Below are 21703 nucleotides of genomic sequence, written 5' to 3'. Positions count from 1 at the left end.
GACCGAGCATGAGCCTGGCCCAGCATCTCGAACGTGAACTCAAGCATCTCGACGCCTTTATCGAGCTGCTGGAAACCGAGCATCGCTCGCTGTCTCAGGCCGATGTCGACGGCGAGCAGCTGCAGCAACAGGCCAGCGACAAGCAAGCTCACATGGCGCGTCTGGAATCACTGGAAACCCAGCGTCGCAATGCTATGAAAACCCTCGGCTACGGCGACACCCGCCGCGCTTCGGAACAGGCGGCCATCGATGCCGGCTGCCAGCCGACGTGGCAGCGTTTCCTGGAACGCGCCCTGCACGCCAAGCAGCTCAATCAACGCAACGGCATACTCATCGAAGCGCGCATGACCCAGAACCATCGCATCCTGCGCTTTCTCAACGACACCGCGAGCAAGAGTCTCTACGGCCCCAACGGCCAGGCCCGCCCGGGGAGCCGCGGCATCAGCTCCCGGGCCTGAGACACCGCCACGCGCTCGGCATCGGCCACACGCCGCCGGCAGGCCTACTACCTGCTGACGCGCCTCTACAGCCGCGCCTCCACACGTGACAGGATCTGGCGACTGACCTGATTCACCAGCGGGGTCGCCGCCTTGTCGACCGCCTTGGCCAGCCACCGGTTGCCCAGTTGATAGCTGACGCACAGTTCGACCCGCGTACCCTCGGGCACGGCAACCAGTGTGTAACGCCCCTGGTTGGCCACCCCCGCAAGTGACTCCCAGGCCAGCACGCGGGGCTCGTGACGCTCGACCACCTGCACATCGAACTGCCAGTCACGCCCGATGACATGAAGTTGCCAGCGATAGCGATCCTCGCCGAGCGGCTCGATCGAGGTGATCATGTCGGAATAGTCGACGAAGTTCTCGACCCGGGCGAGCAGCGGATAGACGCGCTCCGGCGGCGCCGGCAATACAGCGCTGTGTTCAATGATCGGCATGCCTGTCCCTGTTTGCGGTGAAAGCTCTCGCCCGAGGGTACGCATTGCCGGGGACCAGTGCCAGCCCGACGCCCACGGCTGTAAGGCTATCGCAGTTAGGCAGGGCGAGGAGCGCCGGGGGCAGGTCGAGGAGGGGGTCCGACGCCACGGATGGCGTCGGTAGCGCCCAGGGAAGGGTTCACAGCGCCCCCTCGCAGGCCTGCCGACGGATCAGTCCCGAGCCGACGACTAACTGCGATAGCCCTGCCCACGGCTGGAGCCGCGAGCGCCCTGCCGTTACAATGCCGCCCTGCCGCCCGCGGGCGGCCATCCGGACGCCCGGACCCCGGAACCGTGACCCACGGCCATAAATTCTCCGGCAGGACCCCAAATGACCCGAACTACCCTATCGACGCCCGCCAGGGCCGTCGTCATCTATTCCGGCGGCATGGACTCCTACACCGTGCTGCACCACGCCCTGCGCCAAGGCTTCGAGCTTCACGCGCTCTCCTTCCATTACGGCCAGCGCCATGACCGGGAGCTGGACGCGGCGCGGCGCGTCTGCGAGCAACTGGGCATCGCCCATCAGGTCGTCGATATTCAGGCCATCCACCCGCTGATCGACAACTCGGCGCTCACCGATGCCGAGCGCGCCCTGCCCGACGGCGACTACGCCGAGGACAACCTGACCGCCACCGTGGTGCCCAACCGCAACATGATCCTGTTGTCGCTGGCTATCGCCAAGGCGGTCAACATCGGTGCCGAGGTGTGCTTCTACGGCGCGCACGGCGGCGACCATGTACTCTATCCTGATTGCCGCCCCGAGTTCCTGGCACGCATGAACGATGTCGCGGCCATCGCCAATTTCTCGCCGGTGACGATCGAGGCGCCCTACCTGCATGCCGACAAGGCCGATATTCTCGCCGACGGCCTGGCCATGGGGCTGGATTACGCCGAGACCTGGACGTGCTACCAGGGTGGCGAGACCGCCTGTGGCGAGTGCGGCAGCTGCCGGGAACGCCTCGCGGCCTTCGCCGCGCATGGACAGGTCGACCCGTTGCCCTACGCCGCCACGGGGCGCTGATCATGTACAGCGTCAAGGAAGCCTTCTATTCACTGCAGGGCGAAGGGGCCCGCACGGGGCGCCCCAGCGTGTTCTGCCGCTTCACCGGCTGCAATCTCTGGTCGGGCCGGGAGCGCGATCGAGCCGGCAGCCTCTGTCGCTTCTGCGATACCGACTTCATCGGTACCGACGGCCAGAACGGCGGGCGCTTTGCCGATGCCGAACAGCTGGCGACGCACCTGGCTGAACTGTGGCCTGACGGCACCGAGCGTGCCGTCCCGTACGTGGTCTTTACCGGCGGCGAGCCGCTGTTGCAGCTCGATCCCGCCCTGATCGCTGCCATGCATACACTGGGCTTCGAGATCGCCGTGGAGACCAACGGTACCCTGCCGGCCCCCGAGGGAATCGACTGGCTGTGCGTCAGCCCCAAGGGCCGGGCCGAACTGACGATCACCCGGGGCGACGAACTCAAGCTGGTCTATCCGCAGCCGGACGCGCCACCGGCACGCTTCGCCGATCTCGCCTTTCGACATTTCTACCTGCAGCCGATGGATACCCGTCCCGCCGGCATGGCGAATGACGAATCCCCGCTGGCGGCCAGCCTGGCCTTCTGCCTCGCGCACCCCCAATGGCACCTGTCGCTGCAGACTCACAAGCAACTGGGAATCGACTGATGACCCTGTTCGTCAACGGCCTGAGCCATCTGGATGCCTCGCTGTGGAGCCCGGAGCGCGGCCTGATCGGCGTCAGCTGGCACGTCGACGTCGCCCTCCACGGCAAGCTCGGCGAGGATGGCATGCTCTTCGACTTCGGCGGCGTCAAGCCGTGGATCAAGACCGTCATCGATGACGGCCCCGACCATACCCTGCTGGTACCGACCGCAGCCGCGGGCGTCACGGTGAGCGAATGCCGCGAGGGGCTCATGGTCCGCACCACCGCCCCCTACCCGATGGAGATCCGCGCACCGCGCCAGGCCTATACCCTGCTGCCCTGGGCACGCATCGATCGCGAACGGCTGGCCACCCACCTGAGCGAGCAGCTGACGCGACATGCCCCGCCCCGCGTCGATGGTGTGGAGGTCATGCTGCGCGACGAGATAATCGATGCCGCCGGCGCCTACACCTACAGCCACGGGCTCAAGCACCACGACGGCAATTGCCAGCGCATTGCCCACGGCCATCGCTCACGGCTGCACATCTGGTGCGCTGGCCGGCGGCGTCCGGACCTGGAGCACCACTGGGGCGAATACCTCGACGACCGCTATCTGCTGCACGCGGAAGACTGCGAGCCCGACAGCGAGGCAGGCAGCACCGCGATCCGCTATTCCGCGCGTCAGGGGCATTTCTATCTGCGTCTGCCTGCCGAGCGCTGCGAGATCCTGCCGACCCCGACCACCGTCGAGCATATCGCCCGCTGGGTGGCCGAGCAGACCGCCCGGCACCATGCCCCCGGCCAGCGGGTGCGCGTGCAGGCCTTCGAGGGGATCGACAAGGGCGCCCTGGCGGAGGCCGGGCCATGAGTCGCTCGCCCGCCATGACACCCGGCAACCCGGCTGAACAGGACGCAGCCTGTCGCCCCGGCTGCGGTGCCTGCTGTATTGCCCCGTCGATCAGCTCGCCGATTCCCGGCATGCCCGGCGGCAAACCGGCAGGCGTGCGCTGCGTGCAGCTCGACGAGCACAACCTGTGCCGCCTGTTCGGCGATCCGGTGCGCCCGGCGGTCTGTCGGGACTTCACCTTCGATGTCGATGTCTGCGGCAGCGAGCGCCACGACGCCCTCGAGCGCATCACGTTGCTGGAAACGCTCACCTGAACACGCCCGCCAGTACCGGACACAAGAACCCAGGCGATAGCGCCGGGGTCGGAAGGTGGTCAGGTTTGGAGCGAGTTCAGCGTGCCGCCTGGGTGACGAAACGGGTATCCAGGTAAGCTTCGATCGCCTCGCTGCCCCCCTCGGTGCCGTAGCCGGACTCCTTGATGCCGCCGAACGGCGTTTCCGGCAGCGCCAGCCCGATATGATTGATGGTCAGCATGCCGCTCTCGATATCGCGTCCCAGTGCCGTGACGGTGGCATTGGCTCGGGAGTAGGCATACGCCGCCAGGCCATAGGGCAGACGGTTAGCTTCCTTGACCGCCTCTTCATAAGTGGAGAACGGCATGACCAGGGCCAGCGGGCCGAACGGTTCCTCGTGCATCACCCGCGCTTCCATGGGCACGTCGCTGAGCACCGTCGGCTCGAAGAAGAAGCCCCTGCCGTCACGACGCTTGCCGCCGAGACGCACCTTCGCGCCCTTCTCGACCGCATCGTTGACGAAGCGCTCCAAGGACTCCAGCCCGCGCTGGTGCGCCATCGGCCCCATGGTCACCCCCTCCTCGAGGCCGTTTCCGACCCTGATCTCGCGGGCGGCGGCCACGAACTTGTCGATGAAGGTCTCGTAGACACTTTCATGGACCAGGAAACGGGTCGGCGAGATGCAGACCTGGCCGGCATTGCGGAACTTGGCACCGGCAAGCTCCCTGGCGGCGGCATCGAGATCGGCATCGGCGAACACGATGGCCGGCGCATGGCCACCGAGCTCCATGGTCGCGCGCTTCATGTACTGTCCGGCCAGGGCGGCGAGGTGCTTGCCGACCGCGGTGGAACCGGTGAAGGAGATCTTGCGGATGGCCGGGTGTGGTATCAGGTACTCGGAAATCTCCGCCGGCACCCCGTAGACCAAGTTGAGCACACCGGCCGGCACACCGGCATCGGCGAAGGCGCGCACCAGTTCGGCAGGCGCGGCAGGTGTGTCCTCGGGGCCCTTGACGATGAACGAGCAGCCCGCCGCCAGGGCTGCCGACAGCTTGCGCACCACCTGATTGATCGGGAAGTTCCAGGGCGTGAACGCCGCCACCGGGCCTACCGGCGTCTTGATGGCAAACTGCTGCACGTCGGACTGACGCGACGGAATCACCTGACCGTAGGTACGCCGTGCCTCCTCGGCAAACCACTCGATGGTATCGGCCGCGCCCAAGGTTTCACCGCGCGACTGAGCCAGCGGCTTGCCCTGCTCGAGCGTCATCACCTGCGCGATGTGATCGGCCCGCTCGCGCAGCAGCTCGGCCGCCCGGCGCAGAACCTTGCTGCGCTCGAACGGCGAGGTTGCCTTCCACGTCTGAAAGCCGCGCTCGGCCGCCGCCAGCGCCAGATCGAGATCCGCCTGCTCGGCGTGCGCGATATGGCCGATGACTTCCTCCGTCGCCGGATTGATCACGGGCAGCGTCTTGCCGGCGACGGCATCGCGCCATTGACCATCGATATGGAGCTGTACATCGGAATACATGGCGTTTCCTTTTGACGAAATGGAACGGACCGGGGCCGATAACCCCGTCACCTGACAAATAAAGTTAGGGTGTTAATGAGCATTTTCAAGCCGTCACCATGAACACCCGACGGATCCGGGGCTGAAACCCGACGGCCATATGCAAGCAGGGGGGCGCGACCTGATCGCGCCCCCCTGCTTGTCTACCATTGAGCCCCGATCAGGGACGCTCCGTTCGAGGATGAACCATTAGAGACGTTCGATAGTCGCCTTCTCGCGCAGGGATTCCAGCAGCCCCTGGATGGCGGCCTGGGCTCGCAGGCGCTCTGCCAGCCGCGCCGCCAGTGCCGCCTGACGATCCGAACTATCCTGGCCATCCGGTGTGGTCACCTGATTCAGGGCGATCAGTGCCACGCCCGAATCGCGCACCGCCCGACCATAGACCGGCTGGCCGGTCTCGCCCGGCCGCGGCAGACGAAACACCTGATCGATGACCGCCTGCGGAACCTCGGTATTCTGGGGGCGACGTGTCATCGAGTCGACCGTCTGCCAGTCCAGCGCCGGCGCCTTCCCGGCCTCGAGCGCACCGGCCAGCTGAGCGGCCCGCTCGCTCAGGGCGTTCCGGGTCTTTTCCGTGGTCACCGCGCTGCGCACCCGGTCGCGAACGTCATCCAGCGGCAGCGTCGTTGCCGGACGGTGATCGGTCACGCGCAATACCAGGCGGCGCTGGTCATCCAGCTCGATCACGTCACTGTTGTAGCCCTGCTCGAGCACGTCGGGCTTGAAGGCCGCATCCATCACGCCCGGCTCGGCCAGCACGCCATCGGCCGAATCGCGCGATACCCAGTTGCTGTGCTGGAGTTCGAGCCCCAGATCCTTCGCCACGCTGGCCAGATCGTCGGCAGAGAAACTTTCGTCGATCAGCTGCTGGGCCTTCTCGTTGAAACGCTCCTCGGCCTTCTGCATGGCTAGCTTCTGGCGCAGCGAGTCACGCATCGCGTTGAAGTCGGGGATATCGATGCCCGTCGCCTTGAGCAGGTGCAGGCCATTGTCCGTGGCAACGATGCCGGATATCTGGCCCGGCTTCAGGGAGAAGGCGGCATCCTCGAACGCCTTGCCGAAAATGCCACGGCTGATCACGCCCAGCTTGCCGCCCTTGTCGGCGGTGGTCTTGTCATCGGAGTACTCGGCGGCCAGCTTGGCAAAGCTTTCGCCCTGCTCGAGACGCTGACGCACCTTTTCCAGACGCGCCTTGGCCTCTTCTCGGGTACGCGCATCACCGAAGCTCACCATGATGTGCGCGATGCGACGCGGCGCCTCGCTCTTGCGCTGCTCGTAGGCCTGACGCAGCGCCTGGTCATCGACCTTGACGTCGTCGGCCAGCGCCGACTGGTCGAGCACGACATAGTTCAGCTGAACCTGCTCGGGACGCTTGAACTGCGCCTGATGCGCCTGGTAGTAATCCTCGACTTCCTGAGCGGTGACGGTCACCGGCTGCTCGAGATCATCGGGCGTGAGCGTCACGTAGCGGAAACTGCGCGTCTGGTTCTGCAGGGCGACCAGCTGACGGCGCTCCGACGGCAGCAGGAACTCGCTCTCGGCCAGCCCCTGCTGGATCTGCTGGCGTTGCAGGTCCTGCTTGAGCTGGCGGCGAAACGCCAGGGGCGTGTAGCCGGCACGGGCCAGCCGGTTGCGGAACAGGTCGGCGGAGAACTTGCCGTCCTGATCCTGGAACTCGGGACGATTGACAATGACCTGATCGAGCTGACCATCGGACAGATAGAGGCCACCGTCAGCCGCGTACTGATCGAGCAGCGACTGGCTGATGAGCTGCTCGATGACCTGCTTGCGCACGTCGCTTTCCTGATCCGCCGGCACCTGGCCTGAGCGAATCGCGCGTTGCACCTCCGTCTCCACCGCCTGCCGGCTGATGCCTTCGCCATTGACCTCGGCGACGTTGTCGGAGCCTTGCGTGAACAGGTTGACGAGGGACTCGATACCGAAAAGGGCGAGCGCGACGATGACGGCCCCGACGATAACCTTGGCGATCATGCTCTGAGAGCGGTCCCGGATTTGTTGCAGCATGCTGGCCTCGGATGCAGTGTTATTCGACAAGTTCACTAACGAAAAAGGCGCATCGCGGATGCGATGCGCCTGACAACGGATACCGGGAAACCACTTCTGGCCCAAGGGGGATGCTGAGCATCACAAATCAATCATCCGCGCACTGATCTGGCCGCTGTCCCCGGCGTCATTCCGTGGAAATCGGGACTCAGTTGACCGAGTCCTTGAGCGCCTTGCCCGCCTTGAAGCTGGGCACCTTGGCGGCATTGATTTCGATCGGCTGGCCGGTTTGCGGATTGCGACCGGTGCGTGCGGCACGCTCCTTGACGGTGAAGGTACCGAAGCCCACCAAGGCCACGGAGTCGCCTTTCTTCAGGGAGTCGGTCACGGTATCGATCATTGCATCCAGGGCACGACCGGCCGCCGCCTTGGGAATATCGGCGGAAGCAGCGATGGCTTCGATCAGCTCGGATTTATTCACACTTCACCCCTTGACTGTTTCGGAAATTACTGGAAATCGGCGCGATTAAGCGGGTGGCCTTGCACGATCACAGCAAAAAGCAATTTATAGCAACGTGCAGGAACGACTGTCAACCAACCTTCGGCGCCAAGGCCCGCCATACCGGGCTTTCCGCACCGGCATGACGGCTTAAATCGGCTTAATGCGTGCTTATCATGCTGCGGGTGGACGAGGTCTCTTCGACACGACCTTCGTCGCTATCACCACCGGACACATCGACCAGAGCAATGTCGAGAACTTCATCGATCCAGCGTACAGGCCGAATGTCCAGGGCATCCTTGACATTATCGGGAACTTCCTTGAGATCCCGACGATTCTCCTCTGGAATCAGCACGGTCTTTATACCACCGCGCCGTGCCGCCAGCAATTTCTCCTTGAGACCACCGATCGGCATGACCTCGCCACGCAGGTTCACCTCACCGGTCATCGCCACGTCGCAACGAACCGGACGCTCGGTGTAGGCAGAGACCATGGCCGTCACCATGGCAATACCGGCACTCGGTCCATCCTTGGGGGTCGCCCCTTCGGGCACGTGGATGTGCAGGTCTTCCTTCTCGAAGCGCTCCGGGTCGATTCCCATGGGTACGGCCCGTGCGCGCACCACGGTGTGCGCAGCATCGACCGATTCCTTCATGACATCGCCCAGCGACCCGGTCTTGTTGACACGCCCCTTACCTGGCGTGACCACCGACTCGATATTGAGCAGCTCGCCCCCGACCGAGGTCCAGGCCAACCCGGTGACACGCCCGACCTGATTCTCCTGATCGGCCAGGCCGTAGCTGTAGCGACGCACCCCGGCATAGGACTCAATGTCCGCGGCGGCCAGCAGCTGCGGCGCCTGCGCCCCTTCCTTGGCTTCCTTCTCGAGGCGCTCGCGCAGCACCTTCCGGCAGACCTTGGCGATCTGGCGCTCGAGTTCGCGTACCCCGGCCTCGCGGGTGTGGTAGCGAATCAGCTCGAGCAGCGCCTCGTCGGAGAAGCGCAGCTCCTCGTCCTTGAGGCCGTTGGCCTTGAGCTGCTTGGGCACCAGATAGCGCTCGGCGATGGCCCGCTTCTCGTCCTCGGTATAGCCCGGCAGACGAATCACTTCCATGCGATCGAGCAGCGGGCCGGGGATGTTCATCGAGTTGGCCGTGCAGATGAACATCACGTCCGAGAGGTCGTAGTCGAGCTCCAGGTAGTGATCGCTGAAAGTGTTGTTCTGTTCCGGGTCCAGCACCTCCAGCAGCGCCGAGGAGGGGTCGCCGCGGTAGTCGGCACCCAGCTTGTCGACCTCGTCGAGCAGGAACAGCGGGTTGCGAACGCCGGCCTTGGTCATGCGCTGGACGACCTTGCCCGGCAGCGAGCCGATGTAGGTCCGCCGGTGGCCGCGGATCTCCGACTCGTCGCGCACGCCACCCAGCGCCAGGCGCACGTACTTGCGGTTGGTCGCCCGGGCGATCGACTGCCCCAGCGACGTCTTGCCCACCCCGGGCGGGCCCACCAGGCACAGCACCGGCCCCTTGAGCTTCTTGACCCGTTTCTGGACCGCCAGGTACTCGAGAATGCGCTCCTTGACCTCTTCCAGGCCGTAATGGTCCTCGTCGAGCACCTTCACCGCATGGGCCAGGTCATGCTTGACGCGGGTCCGCTTCTTCCACGGCACGGCCACCAGCCAGTCGAGGTAGGAGCGCACCACGGTCGCCTCGGCCGAGGTCGGCGCCATCATCTTGAGCTTGCCGAGCTCCTGATTGGCCTTTTCGGCAGCCTCTGCCGGCATGCCGGAATCCTTGATCAACTGCTCGTACTTCTCTGCCTCGTTGGGCACATTCTCGAGCTCGCCCATCTCCTTCTGGATGGCCTTCATCTGCTCGTTGAGATAGTACTCGCGCTGGGACTTCTCCATCTGCTCCTTGACCCGGGAGCGGATGCGCTTCTCGACCTGCAGCAGATCGATCTCGGACTCGATGAGCGCCATCAGGTGCTCGATGCGATCCCGCACGCGATCCATCTCGAGCAGTTCCTGCTTGTCGCCGATCTTCAACGACAGGTGCGCGCAGATCGTGTCGACCAGCCGGCTCGGGTCCTCGATGCCCTGCAGCGAGCTCAGTACCTCGTTGGGCACCTTCTTGGAAAGCTTGACGTACTGCTCGAACTGGTTGAGCAGCACCCGCACCAGCGACTCCTGCTCACGCTCGGTCAGCGGCTGACTCTCGCGCAGAGTGATCTCGGCAATGCTGTAACCGCTTTCCGCCTGGCCGAGCTGGCGAATGTCGGCCCGGGAGGCCCCCTCGATCAGTACCTTGACGGTGCCGTCCGGCAGCTTGAGCAGCTGCATGATGTCGGCCACGGTCCCCACCGCAAACAGATCACCGGCATCCGGATCATCCTGCCCGGCCTCGCGCTGAGCGACCAGCAGGATCCGCTTGTCGGCTTCCATCGCCGCCTCGAGGGCCTGAATGGACTTCTCGCGACCGACGAAGAGCGGGATCACCATCTGCGGGTAGACAACCACATCCCGCAGCGGAAGAAGGGGCAGACTCTGTGTCTGTTCGGTGTTCTGCTGCATTGCAGGCAGTTCCTCACGAATCGGATGGTTGGGCCGCCTGAGCGGCTCATGGCTGGAATGAACAATGGGGGCGGCGCGACCACTTTGCAACCGGGACGGCGGCTGCCGGGACGCGGGAAACGAAAAGGGGGCCTGGCGGCCCCCCGTTCGGAAACAGCCTCGACTCAGCCGTCCTTGTTGGCGACCTTGCCTTCCTCGGAGGAGGAGTAGATGAGCAGCGGATCGCTCTCGCCGGCGATCACCGACTCGTCGATCACCACCTTGGTCACGCCTTCCAGCGAAGGTACCTCGTACATGGTATCAAGCAGCACGGACTCGAGAATCGAGCGCAGGCCCCGGGCGCCGGTCTTGCGCGCCATCGCCTTGCGAGCCACGGCACGCAGGGCGTCCTCGCGGAAGTCGAGCTCGACGTTCTCCATCTCGAAGAGCTTCGCGTACTGCTTGATCAGCGAGTTCTTCGGCTGGGTGAGGATCTGGATCAGGGCATCCTCGGTGAGCTCGGTGAGCGTCGCGATGACCGGCAGGCGCCCGACGAACTCGGGGATCAGGCCGAACTTGACCAGGTCCTCCGGCTCCACGCCGGTGAGGATGTCGCCGACCCCCTGATCGGAGTCCTTGCTCTTGACGGCGGCATTGAAGCCGATGCCGCCCTTCTCGGCCCGATCGCGGATCACCTTGTCCAGGCCGGCGAAGGCACCGCCGACGATGAACAGGATGTTGCCGGTATCGACCTGCAGGAACTCCTGCTGGGGATGCTTGCGCCCGCCCTGGGGCGGCACCGAGGCCGTCGTGCCCTCGATCAGCTTGAGCAGCGCCTGCTGAACCCCCTCGCCGGACACGTCACGGGTGATCGACGGGTTGTCCGACTTGCGGGAGATCTTGTCGATCTCGTCGATGTAGACGATGCCCTTCTGCGCCTTCTCGACATCGTAGTCGCACTTCTGCAGCAGCTTCTGGATGATGTTCTCGACATCTTCCCCGACGTAGCCCGCCTCGGTCAGCGTGGTGGCGTCGGCGATGGTGAAGGGCACGTTCAGCAGCCTCGCCATCGTCTCGGCGAGCAGCGTCTTGCCGCTGCCGGTCGGCCCGATCAGCAGGATGTTCGACTTGCCGAGCTCGACATCGTCGGACTTGCCGCCGGCCCGCAGCCGCTTGTAGTGATTGTAGACGGCCACGGAAAGCACCATCTTGGCGCGATCCTGACCGATCACGTAGTCATCGAGGGTGTCGCGGATCTCGCGCGGAGCCGGCAGGCGATCCTCGTCGCCCTCGGCGTCGGCCTCGAGGACTTCCTCGCGAATGATGTCGTTGCACAGATCGACACATTCGTCGCAGATGTAGACGGAGGGGCCAGCAATCAGCTTGCGTACCTCGTTCTGATTCTTGCCGCAGAACGAGCAGTACAGCAGCTTGCCCTCGTCCTTGCCTTTGCCGTCGGCCATTCGCGTACCTCTTTACGGCGACGGCCCCTGGCGGGCCGCCTGGATATGCAGGGTTGGATTTACGCTATCAGGATACCGGCCGCTTCTCCAGCATCTCGTCGATCAGGCCATAGGCCACCGCCTGCTCCCCGTCCATGAAATTGTCGCGGTCGGTATCCTTGGCGATGGTGTCGATGTCCTGACCGGTGTGATCCGCCAGAATGCGATTGAGCTTGTGACGGATATTGAGAATCTCCTTGGTGTGGATCTCGATATCCGAGGCCTGGCCCTGATAGCCGCCCAGCGGCTGGTGAATCATCATCCGCGAGTGCGGCAGGCAGAAACGCTTGCCCCTGGCGCCACCGGCGAGCAGCAGCGCCCCCATGCTGGCCGCCTGCCCCAGGCAGACGGTGGAAACGTCCGGCTTGATGAACTGCATGGTGTCGTAGATCGACAGCCCCGCGGTCACCGAGCCACCGGGCGAATTGATGTACAGGTGGATGTCCTTGTCCGGGTTCTCGGACTCGAGGAACAACAGTTGTGCCACCACCAGATTCGCCATGTAGTCTTCCACCGGACCCACCAGGAAGATTACACGCTCCTTGAGCAGGCGGGAGTAGATGTCGTACGCCCGCTCGCCGCGCGCGCTCTGCTCGACCACCATGGGGACCAGGCCGCCGGCGTTTTGAATATCGAACTCATTGCCCATTGCGTGACACCCTTAACATCCGGTGATTGGGATAATCCTGGCTTGCCGACCGACAGTCGCAGTGACTAGAGACCCGGCACTCGGCCGGGTCCGTGCTGCCTGCTTGTCGGCCTCAAGCCGGGTCGTCGGCCTTCTCGTCATCGGCGTCGTCCTCGCCACCCTGCTGCTGGGCGGCCTGGAGTGCCTCTTCGTAGGACATTTCGACGTCTTTAACCTGTGCCTGCTCGAGCAGCTTGTCAACCGCCTTCTCCTCGAGCACGGCAGACTTGACCTGATTCTTCATCTGCTCGTCCTTGAGGTAGTACTCGATGACCTGCTCGGGCTGCTGGTACTGCTGGGCCAGCTCCTCGACCTTGGCCTTGATCTCGTCGTCGCTGGCCTCGAGGCCGTTGTCCTCGATGACCTGGCCGAGCAGCAGGCCGACCTGAACGCGGCTCTTGGCCTGATCGGCGAACAGCTCGTCGGGCAGCTGGGAGACGTCGAAGTCCTCGCCCAGGCCGAACTGCTGGGCCGCCTGGCGCTTGAGCGCGTCGGTTTCCTGGCTGATCAGCGAGGCCGGGACCGGGATGTCGTTGGCGCGCTGCAGCGCCTCGAGCACCTGCTGCTTGACCCGGTTGTCCACCGCCTGCTTGATCTCGCGCTCCATGTTCTTGCGGACCTCGGCCCGGAACGCCTCGAGATCGCCGCCCTCGACACCGAAGCGCGCGATGAAGTCGTCGTCGATCTCGGGCAGCTGCTGGGCGCTGACCTGATGGACCTTGACCTTGAAGGTCGCTTCCTTGCCGGCGAGGTGCTCGGCCTGGTAGTCCTCCGGGAAGGTGACCTTGATCTCGGGCTCGTCGCCGGCCTTGGCACCAATCAGCTGCTCCTCGAAACCGGGGATGAAGCTGTTGGAGCCCAGCACCAGATCATGACCCTCGGCCTGACCGCCCTCGAAGGCTTCGCCGTCGATGAAGCCCTGGAAGTCGATCTTGACCTGATCGCCCTCGGCGGCCTCGCGCTCGACGACCTCCCAGGAGGCGTTCTGCTTGCGCAGGGTGTCGATCATCTGATCGATGTCGGCGTCGGTCACCTCGGCGACCGGGCGCTCCACCTCGGTCCCCTCGATGCTGCTGAGCTCGACCTGCGGGTAGACCTCGAGCGTCGCCACGAACTCCAGATCCTTGCCAGCTTCGTCGACCGTCGGCTCGATGGAGGGATAGCCCGCCGGGTTGAGGCTGTGCTCGGTGATCGCGCGCACGTAGTGCTGGCGCATCACTTCGCCAACCACCTCGTTGCGCACGTCACGGCCATAGCGCTGCTTGACGACGGCCATCGGCACCCTGCCCTGACGGAAACCGTTCAGGCGCACCCGCTTGGCGGTGTCCTGAAGACGTTCGCTGACAGCCTGATCGACCTCCTCTGCCGGTACCTGTACCGTGACGCGGCGCTCGATCGGGGAAGTCGTTTCGACGGAAACTTGCATGAATGGTCCTCTACCGACTAGGGCTGTTTGGAGTACGTTCAAAAGAGATGGATTCTAAGAATCCCGGGGCGACCTGGCAAGTTCGCCCGCTTTCCCCGATACATGGGGGCTGTACCGAAGCTTTGCAAGGGGCTCGCCGACACTCCAGGCCACCTGACGACGAATCGCGACCGGAGCCGGAGAGAAACCGCCGGGGAAACGGAGAACATGCGAGGAACGAGCGAGACTGCAGGATCGGGAAGGAATGAAATGGGGTGGATGATGGGGATCGAACCCACGACCACCGGAGCCACAATCCGGGGCTCTACCACTGAGCTACATCCACCATTTCATGAACTGCATTGCCGACGTCGACGTGGGGTGGATGATGGGGATCGAACCCACGACCACCGGAGCCACAATCCGGGGCTCTACCACTGAGCTACATCCACCACTGTCGTGTCGACTCGCTTGACGCCCTGCCCGAGAGCCTGCCGCCGGACTGCAGCATGGCGCGCCCAGCAGGACTTGAACCTGCAACCCACGGCTTAGAAGGCCGTTGCTCTATCCGGTTGAGCTATGGGCGCCGAACTGTTACGGCCCAGCCACTGCCACAGCCGCGACGAGCAACGCAACCCATCCGAGACGTCGCAGCCTGCGGATGGTCGGGGTAGAGGGATTTGAACCCCCGACATCCTGCTCCCAAAGCAGGCGCGCTACCAGACTGCGCTATACCCCGCCGGCGAGACATACGGCCTTGACGCTTGCCTCCGGGCCTCGTCAAGCGCTGCATATTCTACGCAACATCCTCCGCGAGTCAAGCCCTTAGCATCACCACCTGCCCCCCGGCGCTTTGACTGCGGGGTATTGCATGCGAAAATCGACGTCACTTCTTTTTTCCCGCATCACTGATTGCCGCGAAGCAAAGGAACTTTCGATGACCGCCCAATTGATCGATGGCAAGGCCATCGCCGCGCATGTCCGACAACAGGTCGCCCGCCAGGTGGAGGCTCGCCGCAGCGAGGGCGCCCGCGTGCCCGGGCTTGCCGTGGTATTGGTCGGCCACGATCCGGCATCCGAGGTCTATGTCCGCAACAAGCATCGCGCCTGCGAACAGGCCGGACTGCTCTCCTTCCGCCATTCGCTGCCCGCGGAGACCTCGCAGGCCGAGCTCGAGGCGCTGGTCGACCGCCTCAACGACGACCCGGCGGTGGACGGCATCCTCGTCCAGCTGCCGCTGCCGGGGCATCTGGATGCCCGCCCGATTCTCGAGCGCATCCGCCCGGACAAGGACGTCGACGGCTTTCACCCGTACAACCTCGGCCGCCTGGCCCAGCGTCTTCCCGTGCTGCGCCCGTGCACGCCCAAGGGGGTCATGACCCTGCTCCAGGAATCGGGCATCCCGGTACGCGGCCTCGACGCCACCATCGTCGGCGCCTCCAACATCGTGGGCCGGCCGATGGCCCTGGAACTGATGCTCGCCGGCTGCACCACCACCGTCTGCCATCGCTTCACCCGCGACCTAGAGGCCCACGTGCGCCGCGCTGATCTGCTGGTGGTCGCGGTCGGCGTGCCGGGCCTGGTCAAGGGCGAGTGGGTGAAGCCGGGGGCCATCGTCATCGACGTGGGCATCAATCGCCAGCCGGACGGCAGCCTGGTCGGCGACGTCGAATACGCGCCCGCCGCCGAGCGCGCCAGCTACATCACCCCGGTGCCCGGCGGCGTGGGCCCGATGACGGTCGCCTCGCTGCTCGAGAACACCCTGTTCGCCGCCGAACTGCATGACGCCATGCACGGCAACGGCTGAGCCGATATAATGCGCGCCCAACAACGCACCATTCAGCAACACATCAGGAGACCTGAATGAGCGAGACGCCGATGAACGTCGAGAGCTTCAACCTCGACCATACCCGGGTCAAGGCCCCCTACGTGCGCCTGGCCGGCATCAAGACCGGCGAGAACGGCGACAGCATCCACAAGTACGACATGCGCATCTGCCAGCCCAACAAGGGGCACATGGAGATGCCCGCCCTGCACTCGCTGGAACACCTGATGGCGGAACTGTCGCGCAATCACAGCGACAAGGTCGTCGACATCAGCCCCATGGGCTGCCAGACCGGCTTCTACATCGCGATGATCAACCACGACGACTACGACGGCGTCCTGGCCCTGATCGAGAAGACGCTGCAGGACATCCTCGTCGCCGAGGAAGTGCCGGCCTGCACCGAGATGCAGTGCGGCTGGGCCGCCAGTCACAGCCTGGAAGGCGCCCAGGCGCTGGCCCGGGATTTTCTCGCCAAGCGCGATGAATGGCACCAGGTCTTCGCCTGAGCCCACACGGAGGACGATTCGCCCCATGCGCAAGATCGGCATCATCGGTGCCATGGAGGAAGAGGTCGCCCTGCTGGCCTCCCGCCTGGAGAACCGCCGGACCCGCCACCACGTCGGTTCGACCTTCCACACCGGGCGCCTGAACGGCGTCGAGGTGGTCATCCTGCAGTCCGGCATCGGCAAGGTGAACGCGGCCATCGGCACGACGCTCATGCTCGACATGTATCACCCCGAGGCCATCATCAACACCGGTTCCGCCGGCGGCTTCGGCACCGGGCTGGACGTAGGCGACGTGGTGATCTCGACCGAGGTGCGCCACCACGACGTGGATGCCGTGGTCTTCGGCTACGAGCACGGCCAGGTGCCGCAGATGCCGGCCGCCTACCTGCCCGACGACCGCCTGGTGTGCGTGGCCCGCGAGTGCATCGAGAGCCTCGGCCACCTGCGCGTCCACGAGGGCCTGATCGCCACCGGCGATGCCTTCATGGCCTGCCCCGATGCCGTCCAGCGCACTCGCGAGCGGTTCCCGACGATGCTCGCCGCCGAGATGGAAGCCGCCGCGATCGCCCAGACCTGCCATCTCTACGGCTGCCCCTTCGTGGTGATCCGCGCCCTCTCGGACATCGCCGGCAAGGACTCCAACCTGTCCTTCACGGCCTTCATCGACCAGGCGGCCCGCCACTCCGCCGAGATGGTCGAGGCCATGGTGACGCGGCTGGGCACACCGCAGGCGACGCCTCAGGAAGCCTGACCTCCCGCCCCGCCGAGCGGCGGGCTGAAAACCGGCCATGAAAACGCCGCACCCAGGAGGTGCGGCGTTTTCGTTTCCACCATGCTGACGAACGTCGTGCCGAATCAGCGCTCCAGTACCCAGGAGGTGCCTTCCCGGGAATCCTTGAGCACGATACCCAGCGCGGCCAGTTCATCGCGGATGCGATCGGCCTCGGCAAAATCCCGGGCCTTCTTGGCGGCCGCCCGCGCGGCAATCCGCGCCTCGATCTCCGCCTCGGCCAGCGGCAGCGCGCGCCCGCCCTGGAGAAACGCCGCCGGCGCCTGCTCGAGCAGACCCAGCACCTGGCCCAGGCGCTTGAGCTCGAAGGCCAGCGCCGCGGCGCGCCCGGCATCCTCGGCCTTGGCCCGATTGAGTGCGCGGGCCAGCTCGAAGAGCACCGACAGCGCCTCGGGGGTGTTGAAGTCGTCGTCCATCGCCGCGGTGAAACGCTCGGCGTAACCGGCATCGACCTCGCCGGCCACCGGCTCGACGCCGTCGAGCGCATTGTAGAAGCGCTCCAGCGAGCGCCGCGCGTCGTCGAGCGCATCCGGGGCATAGTTGATCGGGCTGCGATAGTGGCTCGACACCAGCAGGTAGCGCACCACCTCGGGGTCATGCTCGGCCAGCACATCGCGGATGGTGAAGAAGTTGCCCAGCGACTTGGACATCTTCTGCTGATCGACCCGCACCGCGCCGGCATGCATCCAGGTGTTCACGTAGCGCTGCCCCGTGGCCGCCTCGCTCTGGGCGATCTCGTTCTCGTGGTGCGGGAACGTCAGGTCCGGACCGCCGCCGTGAATGTCGAACGTCTCGCCCAGGCAGCAGGTGGACATCGCCGAGCACTCGATGTGCCAGCCCGGACGCCCCTCGCCCCACGGCGATGGCCAGCTCGTCTCGCCCGGCTTGGCCGCCTTCCACAGCACGAAGTCGAGCGGGTCCTCCTTGTGGGTGTCGACTTCCACCCGCGCCCCGGAGCGCATCTCGTCCAGGTCGCGGTTGTTGAGCCTGCCGTAATCGGCGAAGCGCCGCACCCGGTAGTAGACATCGCCGTTGTCGGCCCGATAGGCGTAGCCCTTGTCGATCAGCGTGGCGATCATCGCCTGGATGTCGTCGATGTGCGCCGTGGCACGCGGCTCGAGGTCCGGGCGCAGCACGCCGAGCCGCGCCTCGTCCTCGTGCATCGCCGCGATCATCCGCTCGGTCAGCGCGGCAATGGGCTCGCCGTTTTCCTCGGCGCGCCGGAGGATCTTGTCGTCGATGTCGGTGATGTTGCGGACATAGGTCACCTCGAAGCCGCGCGAGCGCAGGTAGCGGGTGATCACGTCGAACGCCACCATGACCCGGGCATGGCCGATGTGACAGTAGTCGTAGACGGTAATCCCGCAGACATACATGCGGATCCTGCCCGGCTCGATCGGAACGAAGGTTTCCTTGGTGCGAGTCAGGGTATTGTAGATCTGCATGCTCAGCCCTTCTTCTGGATCTTGGCCCAGGTATCCTTGAGACCGACGATGCGGTTGAAGACGCGCTGCCCCTCGGCGGCGGCATGGCGATCCGCACAGAAATAGCCCACCCGTTCGAACTGATAGCGGGCCTCCGGCTCCACCTCGGCCAGGCTCGGCTCGGCGTAGCCCTGCACCACCGTCAGCGAATCGCGGTTGAGGTGCTCGAGGAAATCGACGTCCCGATCACGGTCGGGTGCCTCGACCTGGAACAGGTTGTCGTAGAGGCGCACCTCGACCGGCACGGCGTGCGCCGCGCTGACCCAGTGGATCACACCCTTGACCTTGCGCCCTTCCGGATTCCTGCCGAGGGTATCGAAATCCACCGAACAGCGCAGCTCCTCGATCTCGCCGGCCGCGTTCTTGATCACCTCGTCGCAACGGATCACGTAGGCGTTGCGCAGGCGCACCTCCTTGCCCGGCGCCAGGCGGAAGAACTTCTTGGGCGGCTCCTCCATGAAGTCGTCGGCGTCGATCCAGATCTCGCGGGTGAACGGCAGGCGACGCACGCCCATGTCGTCACGTGCCGGATGGCCCGCCACCTCGAAGGCTTCGTCATGGTCCTCGGGGACGTTGGTCAGCACCACCTTGAGCGGCTTGAGCACGCACATCGCCCGCGGCGCGTTGTCCTCGAGATCGGAACGAATCGCGTGGTAGAGCATGGCGATGTCGACCATGCCGCCCTCGGCCCGGGTGACGCCGATCATCTCGCAGAACTTGCGGATCGAGGCCGGCGTGTAACCGCGCCGACGCATGCCGGAGATCGTCGGCATGCGCGGGTCGTCCCAGCCGTCGACCACGCCCTCGTCGACCAGCAGCTTGAGCTTGCGCTTGGAAGTCACGGTGTAGTTCAGGTTGAGGCGCGCAAACTCGATCTGGCGCGGCCGCGCCGGAACCGGCAGGTTGTTCAGGAACCACTCGTAGAGCGGGCGATGGTCCTCGAACTCCAGGGTGCAGATCGAGTGGGTGACTCCCTCGATAGCATCGGACTGGCCGTGGGTGAAGTCGTAGGACGGATAGATCTTCCACTTGTCGCCGGTCTGGTGGTGGGACGCATGGCGAATCCGGTAGAGGATCGGGTCGCGCAGATTGATGTTCGGCGAGGCCATGTCGATCCTGGCGCGCAACACCTTCTCACCCTCCGCGAACTCGCCCCGGCGCATGCGCTCGAGTAGGTCGAGGTTCTCTTCCGGCGCACGGTCGCGATACGGGCTCGGCCGGCCCGGCTCGGTCAGCGTGCCGCGATACTCGCGGATCTCGTCCGGCGAGAGGTCATCGACGTAGGCCTTGCCCTCGCGCACCAGGTGCTGCGCCCAGGCATACAGCTGATCGAAGTAGTCGGAGGCATAGCGCACCTTGCCCGCCCAGTGAAAGCCCAGCCATTCCACGTCGGCCTTGATGGCGTCGATGTAGGCCTGCTCCTCCTTGGCCGGGTTGGTATCGTCGAAACGCAGGTGACAGTCCCCGCCAAACTGCTCGGCCAGCCCGAAGTTCAGGCAGATCGACTTGGCATGGCCGATGTGCAGAAAGCCATTGGGCTCCGGCGGAAACCGGGTGACCACGGTATCGACCTTGCCCGCTTCGACCTCCTCGCGAATCTGGTTGCGGATGAAGTTCGGGGCGCTGCTGCTCTCGTTGGTCATGGGACGTCGGGGAACCTCTTGATGATCGGGTATCGCAGACGGCCAAGCCTAGCGGCTTCGCCTGTCGCTGGAAAGCGGCTATTATAGCGTGACGCTCGCGCGCTACGCCAAGGCGCCCCCACCCAGACAGTCCGGAAGGATTCCATGATCGTTCTGCATACCAACTACGGCGAAATCCACCTGCAACTCGACCATGAAAAGGCCCCCGCGACGGCGGCCAATTTCGAGCAGTACGTGCGTGACGGCCATTACGATGACACCCTGTTCCACCGCGTAATCGACGGCTTCATGGTCCAGGGCGGCGGCTTCGATACCCAGTTCGAACAGAAGCCGACCCGCGCGCCGATCGACAACGAGGCCGACAACGGCCTGAAGAACCGCAAGGGCACCGTGGCCATGGCCCGCACCCAGGACCCGCACTCCGCCACCGCGCAGTTCTTCATCAACGTCGCCGACAACGACTTCCTCGACCACCGCGGCAAGTCTCTGCAGGGCTGGGGCTACTGCGTGTTCGGCGAAGTGATCGCCGGCATGGACGTGGTCGAGAAGATCAAGGGCGTGCCCACCACGCGCCGCGGCATGCACGCCGACGTGCCGGCCGAGGACGTGGTTCTCGAGCGCGCCGAGATCCGCGACTGACACCATCCCCTCGACGCCCGCCGGCCGTCGCCGGCGGGCGTCGCCGTTTCACTCACCCACCGATGCGCCCCCTGCCATGACCACGCTGCTGATTTCCGATTTGCACCTGCACCCCGGCGCTCCCGAGATTGCCGACGGCTTCCTGCGCTATCTGGACGGACCGGCCCGCCAGGCCGAGCACCTGTACCTGCTGGGCGACATCTTCGAAGCCTGGATCGGTGACGACTACCGGGGCGAATTCGAGACGGGCATTCTCGACGCCCTGCGCCGCCTGAGCGACGCCGGCACGGCCCTGTACTTCATGCACGGCAACCGGGATTTCCTGATCGGCAACGGCTTCGCCGAGGCGACCGGCGCCACCCTGCTGAGCGACCCGAGCGTCGTCGAGCTGGGTGGCGAGCGCGTATTGCTGATGCACGGCGACAGCCTCTGTACCCGCGACGAAGCCTATATGGCGTTTCGCGCCAAGGCACGCGACCCGCAGTGGCAGGCCCAGATCCTGGCGCTGCCGGTCGAGCAGCGCCTCGCCCTGGCCCGCGACCTGCGCCGCCAGTCCGGCGAAGCCAACTCCAACAAGGCCGAGGACATCATGGATGTCACCCCGAGCGAGGTGGAACGCGTAATGGCCGAGCATGGCGTGCGCACCTTGATTCACGGCCACACTCACCGCCCTGCCGTGCATGAACTCAGCGTCGACGGCCAGCCGGCACGCCGCATCGTGCTGGGTGACTGGCAGCCGAACCGCGGCTGGGACGTTCGTGTCGACGCCGACTCGGAGCCCCGACTGCGCGACTTCCCGCTCACCGATTGACGACACCCGGGCGACGAGTGCG

General features: G+C 65.1%; 20 protein-coding genes and 4 tRNA genes. 10 read left to right on the top strand and 14 right to left on the bottom strand.

Annotation, left to right across the window (positions count from 1 at the left end):
• Nucleotides 1–8 precede the first annotated feature (8 nt).
• Nucleotides 9–458: a flagella synthesis protein FlgN gene (locus ACTCB7_RS08875; protein WP_463006367.1), complete on the top strand. Its 450-nt coding sequence runs from the start codon at nt 9–11 to the stop codon at nt 456–458.
• A gap of 65 nt (nt 459–523) precedes the next feature.
• Here the strand turns inward: ACTCB7_RS08875 and ACTCB7_RS08870 are convergent, their stop codons facing one another.
• The gene (locus ACTCB7_RS08870) at nt 524–934 is read right to left on the bottom strand and encodes an SRPBCC family protein (RefSeq protein ID WP_224415061.1); all 411 of its coding nucleotides are present in this window, start codon (nt 932–934) and stop codon (nt 524–526) included.
• A 370-nt stretch (nt 935–1304) separates the two neighbouring features.
• On the opposite strand from ACTCB7_RS08870, the gene queC reads away from it, so the two are divergent.
• Genes queC through ACTCB7_RS08850 form a run of 4 tightly spaced genes read left to right on the top strand, consistent with a single transcriptional unit; the run spans nt 1305 to nt 3788 of the window.
• Nucleotides 1305–1997 carry a 7-cyano-7-deazaguanine synthase QueC gene (queC, locus tag ACTCB7_RS08865; RefSeq protein WP_463006366.1) on the top strand — a complete coding sequence of 231 codons (693 nt, stop codon included), beginning with the start codon at nt 1305–1307 and terminating at the stop codon, nt 1995–1997.
• Nucleotides 1998–1999: 2 nt separating this feature from the next.
• Nucleotides 2000–2650 (top strand): 7-carboxy-7-deazaguanine synthase, encoded by a 651-nt coding sequence (gene queE, locus ACTCB7_RS08860; RefSeq protein ID WP_463006365.1) that lies wholly within the window; start codon nt 2000–2002, stop codon nt 2648–2650.
• Nucleotides 2650–3495, top strand: a complete 846-nt coding sequence (locus ACTCB7_RS08855; protein ID WP_463006364.1) for a 6-carboxytetrahydropterin synthase — start codon at nt 2650–2652, stop codon at nt 3493–3495. Before queE ends, ACTCB7_RS08855 begins: the two co-directional genes overlap by 1 nt.
• The gene (locus ACTCB7_RS08850; RefSeq protein ID WP_463006363.1) at nt 3492–3788 is read left to right on the top strand and encodes a YkgJ family cysteine cluster protein; all 297 of its coding nucleotides are present in this window, start codon (nt 3492–3494) and stop codon (nt 3786–3788) included. The genes ACTCB7_RS08855 and ACTCB7_RS08850 overlap by 4 nt, the downstream gene beginning before the upstream one ends.
• Nucleotides 3789–3864: 76 nt before the next feature.
• Here the strand turns inward: ACTCB7_RS08850 and ACTCB7_RS08845 are convergent, their stop codons facing one another.
• The 11 genes from ACTCB7_RS08845 to ACTCB7_RS08795 form a co-directional block, all read right to left on the bottom strand.
• Entirely contained in the window at nt 3865–5298 is a 1434-nt protein-coding gene (locus ACTCB7_RS08845) for an NAD-dependent succinate-semialdehyde dehydrogenase (RefSeq protein ID WP_463006362.1), read from the bottom strand.
• Nucleotides 5299–5526: 228 nt separating this feature from the next.
• Nucleotides 5527–7362: a SurA N-terminal domain-containing protein gene (locus ACTCB7_RS08840; RefSeq protein ID WP_463006361.1), complete on the bottom strand. Its 1836-nt coding sequence runs from the start codon at nt 7360–7362 to the stop codon at nt 5527–5529.
• 187 nt (nt 7363–7549) lie between these two features.
• On the bottom strand, nt 7550–7822 hold the full coding sequence (hupB, locus tag ACTCB7_RS08835) for a nucleoid-associated protein HU-beta (RefSeq protein ID WP_463006360.1): 273 nt from the start codon (nt 7820–7822) through the stop codon (nt 7550–7552).
• A 178-nt stretch (nt 7823–8000) separates the two neighbouring features.
• Nucleotides 8001–10409, bottom strand: coding sequence for an endopeptidase La (gene lon / locus ACTCB7_RS08830; RefSeq protein WP_463006359.1), 2409 nt, complete (start codon nt 10407–10409; stop codon nt 8001–8003).
• 164 nt (nt 10410–10573) lie between these two features.
• Nucleotides 10574–11851 (bottom strand): ATP-dependent Clp protease ATP-binding subunit ClpX, encoded by a 1278-nt coding sequence (clpX, locus tag ACTCB7_RS08825; protein WP_163649402.1) that lies wholly within the window; start codon nt 11849–11851, stop codon nt 10574–10576.
• 67 nt (nt 11852–11918) lie between these two features.
• Nucleotides 11919–12539 carry an ATP-dependent Clp endopeptidase proteolytic subunit ClpP gene (gene clpP, locus ACTCB7_RS08820; RefSeq protein WP_163649401.1) on the bottom strand — a complete coding sequence of 207 codons (621 nt, stop codon included), beginning with the start codon at nt 12537–12539 and terminating at the stop codon, nt 11919–11921.
• A 112-nt stretch (nt 12540–12651) separates the two neighbouring features.
• Nucleotides 12652–14004, bottom strand: a complete 1353-nt coding sequence (gene tig / locus ACTCB7_RS08815; RefSeq protein ID WP_463006358.1) for a trigger factor — start codon at nt 14002–14004, stop codon at nt 12652–12654.
• A gap of 250 nt (nt 14005–14254) precedes the next feature.
• Nucleotides 14255–14329, bottom strand: a tRNA-His gene (locus ACTCB7_RS08810).
• A gap of 31 nt (nt 14330–14360) precedes the next feature.
• Nucleotides 14361–14435 (bottom strand) — tRNA-His (locus ACTCB7_RS08805).
• A 58-nt stretch (nt 14436–14493) separates the two neighbouring features.
• Nucleotides 14494–14570, bottom strand: a tRNA-Arg gene (locus tag ACTCB7_RS08800).
• Nucleotides 14571–14645: 75 nt separating this feature from the next.
• Nucleotides 14646–14722: transfer RNA gene (locus ACTCB7_RS08795), tRNA-Pro, on the bottom strand.
• A gap of 198 nt (nt 14723–14920) precedes the next feature.
• Between ACTCB7_RS08795 and folD the strand changes: the two genes are divergently transcribed.
• From folD to mtnN, 3 genes are read left to right on the top strand one after another with little or no spacing between them, the layout of a single operon-like run.
• Nucleotides 14921–15790 carry a bifunctional methylenetetrahydrofolate dehydrogenase/methenyltetrahydrofolate cyclohydrolase FolD gene (folD, locus tag ACTCB7_RS08790; RefSeq protein ID WP_224415067.1) on the top strand — a complete coding sequence of 290 codons (870 nt, stop codon included), beginning with the start codon at nt 14921–14923 and terminating at the stop codon, nt 15788–15790.
• Nucleotides 15791–15846: 56 nt separating this feature from the next.
• Entirely contained in the window at nt 15847–16314 is a 468-nt protein-coding gene (locus tag ACTCB7_RS08785; protein WP_463006357.1) for an S-ribosylhomocysteine lyase, read from the top strand.
• A 25-nt stretch (nt 16315–16339) separates the two neighbouring features.
• Complete coding sequence (gene mtnN, locus ACTCB7_RS08780; RefSeq protein WP_224415069.1) at nt 16340–17065, top strand: 5'-methylthioadenosine/S-adenosylhomocysteine nucleosidase; 726 nt, start codon at nt 16340–16342, stop codon at nt 17063–17065.
• 104 nt (nt 17066–17169) lie between these two features.
• Here mtnN and cysS read toward each other — a convergent pair whose 3' ends face one another.
• Entirely contained in the window at nt 17170–18549 is a 1380-nt protein-coding gene (gene cysS, locus ACTCB7_RS08775) for a cysteine--tRNA ligase (protein ID WP_463006356.1), read from the bottom strand.
• Between the two features lie 2 nt (nt 18550–18551).
• Nucleotides 18552–20231, bottom strand: a complete 1680-nt coding sequence (locus tag ACTCB7_RS08770; protein ID WP_463006355.1) for a glutamine--tRNA ligase/YqeY domain fusion protein — start codon at nt 20229–20231, stop codon at nt 18552–18554.
• A 144-nt stretch (nt 20232–20375) separates the two neighbouring features.
• Here ACTCB7_RS08770 and ACTCB7_RS08765 point away from each other — a divergent pair, with 144 nt between their 5' ends.
• Nucleotides 20376–20870, top strand: a complete 495-nt coding sequence (locus ACTCB7_RS08765) for a peptidylprolyl isomerase (RefSeq protein WP_463006354.1) — start codon at nt 20376–20378, stop codon at nt 20868–20870.
• Between the two features lie 76 nt (nt 20871–20946).
• Nucleotides 20947–21681, top strand: coding sequence for a UDP-2,3-diacylglucosamine diphosphatase (locus ACTCB7_RS08760; RefSeq protein WP_463006353.1), 735 nt, complete (start codon nt 20947–20949; stop codon nt 21679–21681).
• Nucleotides 21682–21703 lie beyond the last annotated feature (22 nt).

Source organism: Modicisalibacter sp., assembly GCF_055145905.1.
This window is presented reverse-complemented; position numbering and strand designations above follow the sequence as displayed.

Coding starts and splice junctions, on each gene's coding strand:
- ACTCB7_RS08875 (WP_463006367.1), top strand. CDS start 9: ATGAGCCTGGCCCAGCATCTCGAACGTGAACTCAAGCATCTCGACGCC.
- ACTCB7_RS08870 (WP_224415061.1), bottom strand. CDS start 934: ATGCCGATCATTGAACACAGCGCTGTATTGCCGGCGCCGCCGGAGCGC.
- queC (WP_463006366.1), top strand. CDS start 1,305: ATGACCCGAACTACCCTATCGACGCCCGCCAGGGCCGTCGTCATCTAT.
- queE (WP_463006365.1), top strand. CDS start 2,000: ATGTACAGCGTCAAGGAAGCCTTCTATTCACTGCAGGGCGAAGGGGCC.
- ACTCB7_RS08855 (WP_463006364.1), top strand. CDS start 2,650: ATGACCCTGTTCGTCAACGGCCTGAGCCATCTGGATGCCTCGCTGTGG.
- ACTCB7_RS08850 (WP_463006363.1), top strand. CDS start 3,492: ATGAGTCGCTCGCCCGCCATGACACCCGGCAACCCGGCTGAACAGGAC.
- ACTCB7_RS08845 (WP_463006362.1), bottom strand. CDS start 5,298: ATGTATTCCGATGTACAGCTCCATATCGATGGTCAATGGCGCGATGCC.
- ACTCB7_RS08840 (WP_463006361.1), bottom strand. CDS start 7,362: ATGCTGCAACAAATCCGGGACCGCTCTCAGAGCATGATCGCCAAGGTT.
- lon (WP_463006359.1), bottom strand. CDS start 10,409: ATGCAGCAGAACACCGAACAGACACAGAGTCTGCCCCTTCTTCCGCTG.
- clpX (WP_163649402.1), bottom strand. CDS start 11,851: ATGGCCGACGGCAAAGGCAAGGACGAGGGCAAGCTGCTGTACTGCTCG.
- clpP (WP_163649401.1), bottom strand. CDS start 12,539: ATGGGCAATGAGTTCGATATTCAAAACGCCGGCGGCCTGGTCCCCATG.
- tig (WP_463006358.1), bottom strand. CDS start 14,004: ATGCAAGTTTCCGTCGAAACGACTTCCCCGATCGAGCGCCGCGTCACG.
- folD (WP_224415067.1), top strand. CDS start 14,921: ATGACCGCCCAATTGATCGATGGCAAGGCCATCGCCGCGCATGTCCGA.
- ACTCB7_RS08785 (WP_463006357.1), top strand. CDS start 15,847: ATGAGCGAGACGCCGATGAACGTCGAGAGCTTCAACCTCGACCATACC.
- mtnN (WP_224415069.1), top strand. CDS start 16,340: ATGCGCAAGATCGGCATCATCGGTGCCATGGAGGAAGAGGTCGCCCTG.
- cysS (WP_463006356.1), bottom strand. CDS start 18,549: ATGCAGATCTACAATACCCTGACTCGCACCAAGGAAACCTTCGTTCCG.
- ACTCB7_RS08770 (WP_463006355.1), bottom strand. CDS start 20,231: ATGACCAACGAGAGCAGCAGCGCCCCGAACTTCATCCGCAACCAGATT.
- ACTCB7_RS08765 (WP_463006354.1), top strand. CDS start 20,376: ATGATCGTTCTGCATACCAACTACGGCGAAATCCACCTGCAACTCGAC.
- ACTCB7_RS08760 (WP_463006353.1), top strand. CDS start 20,947: ATGACCACGCTGCTGATTTCCGATTTGCACCTGCACCCCGGCGCTCCC.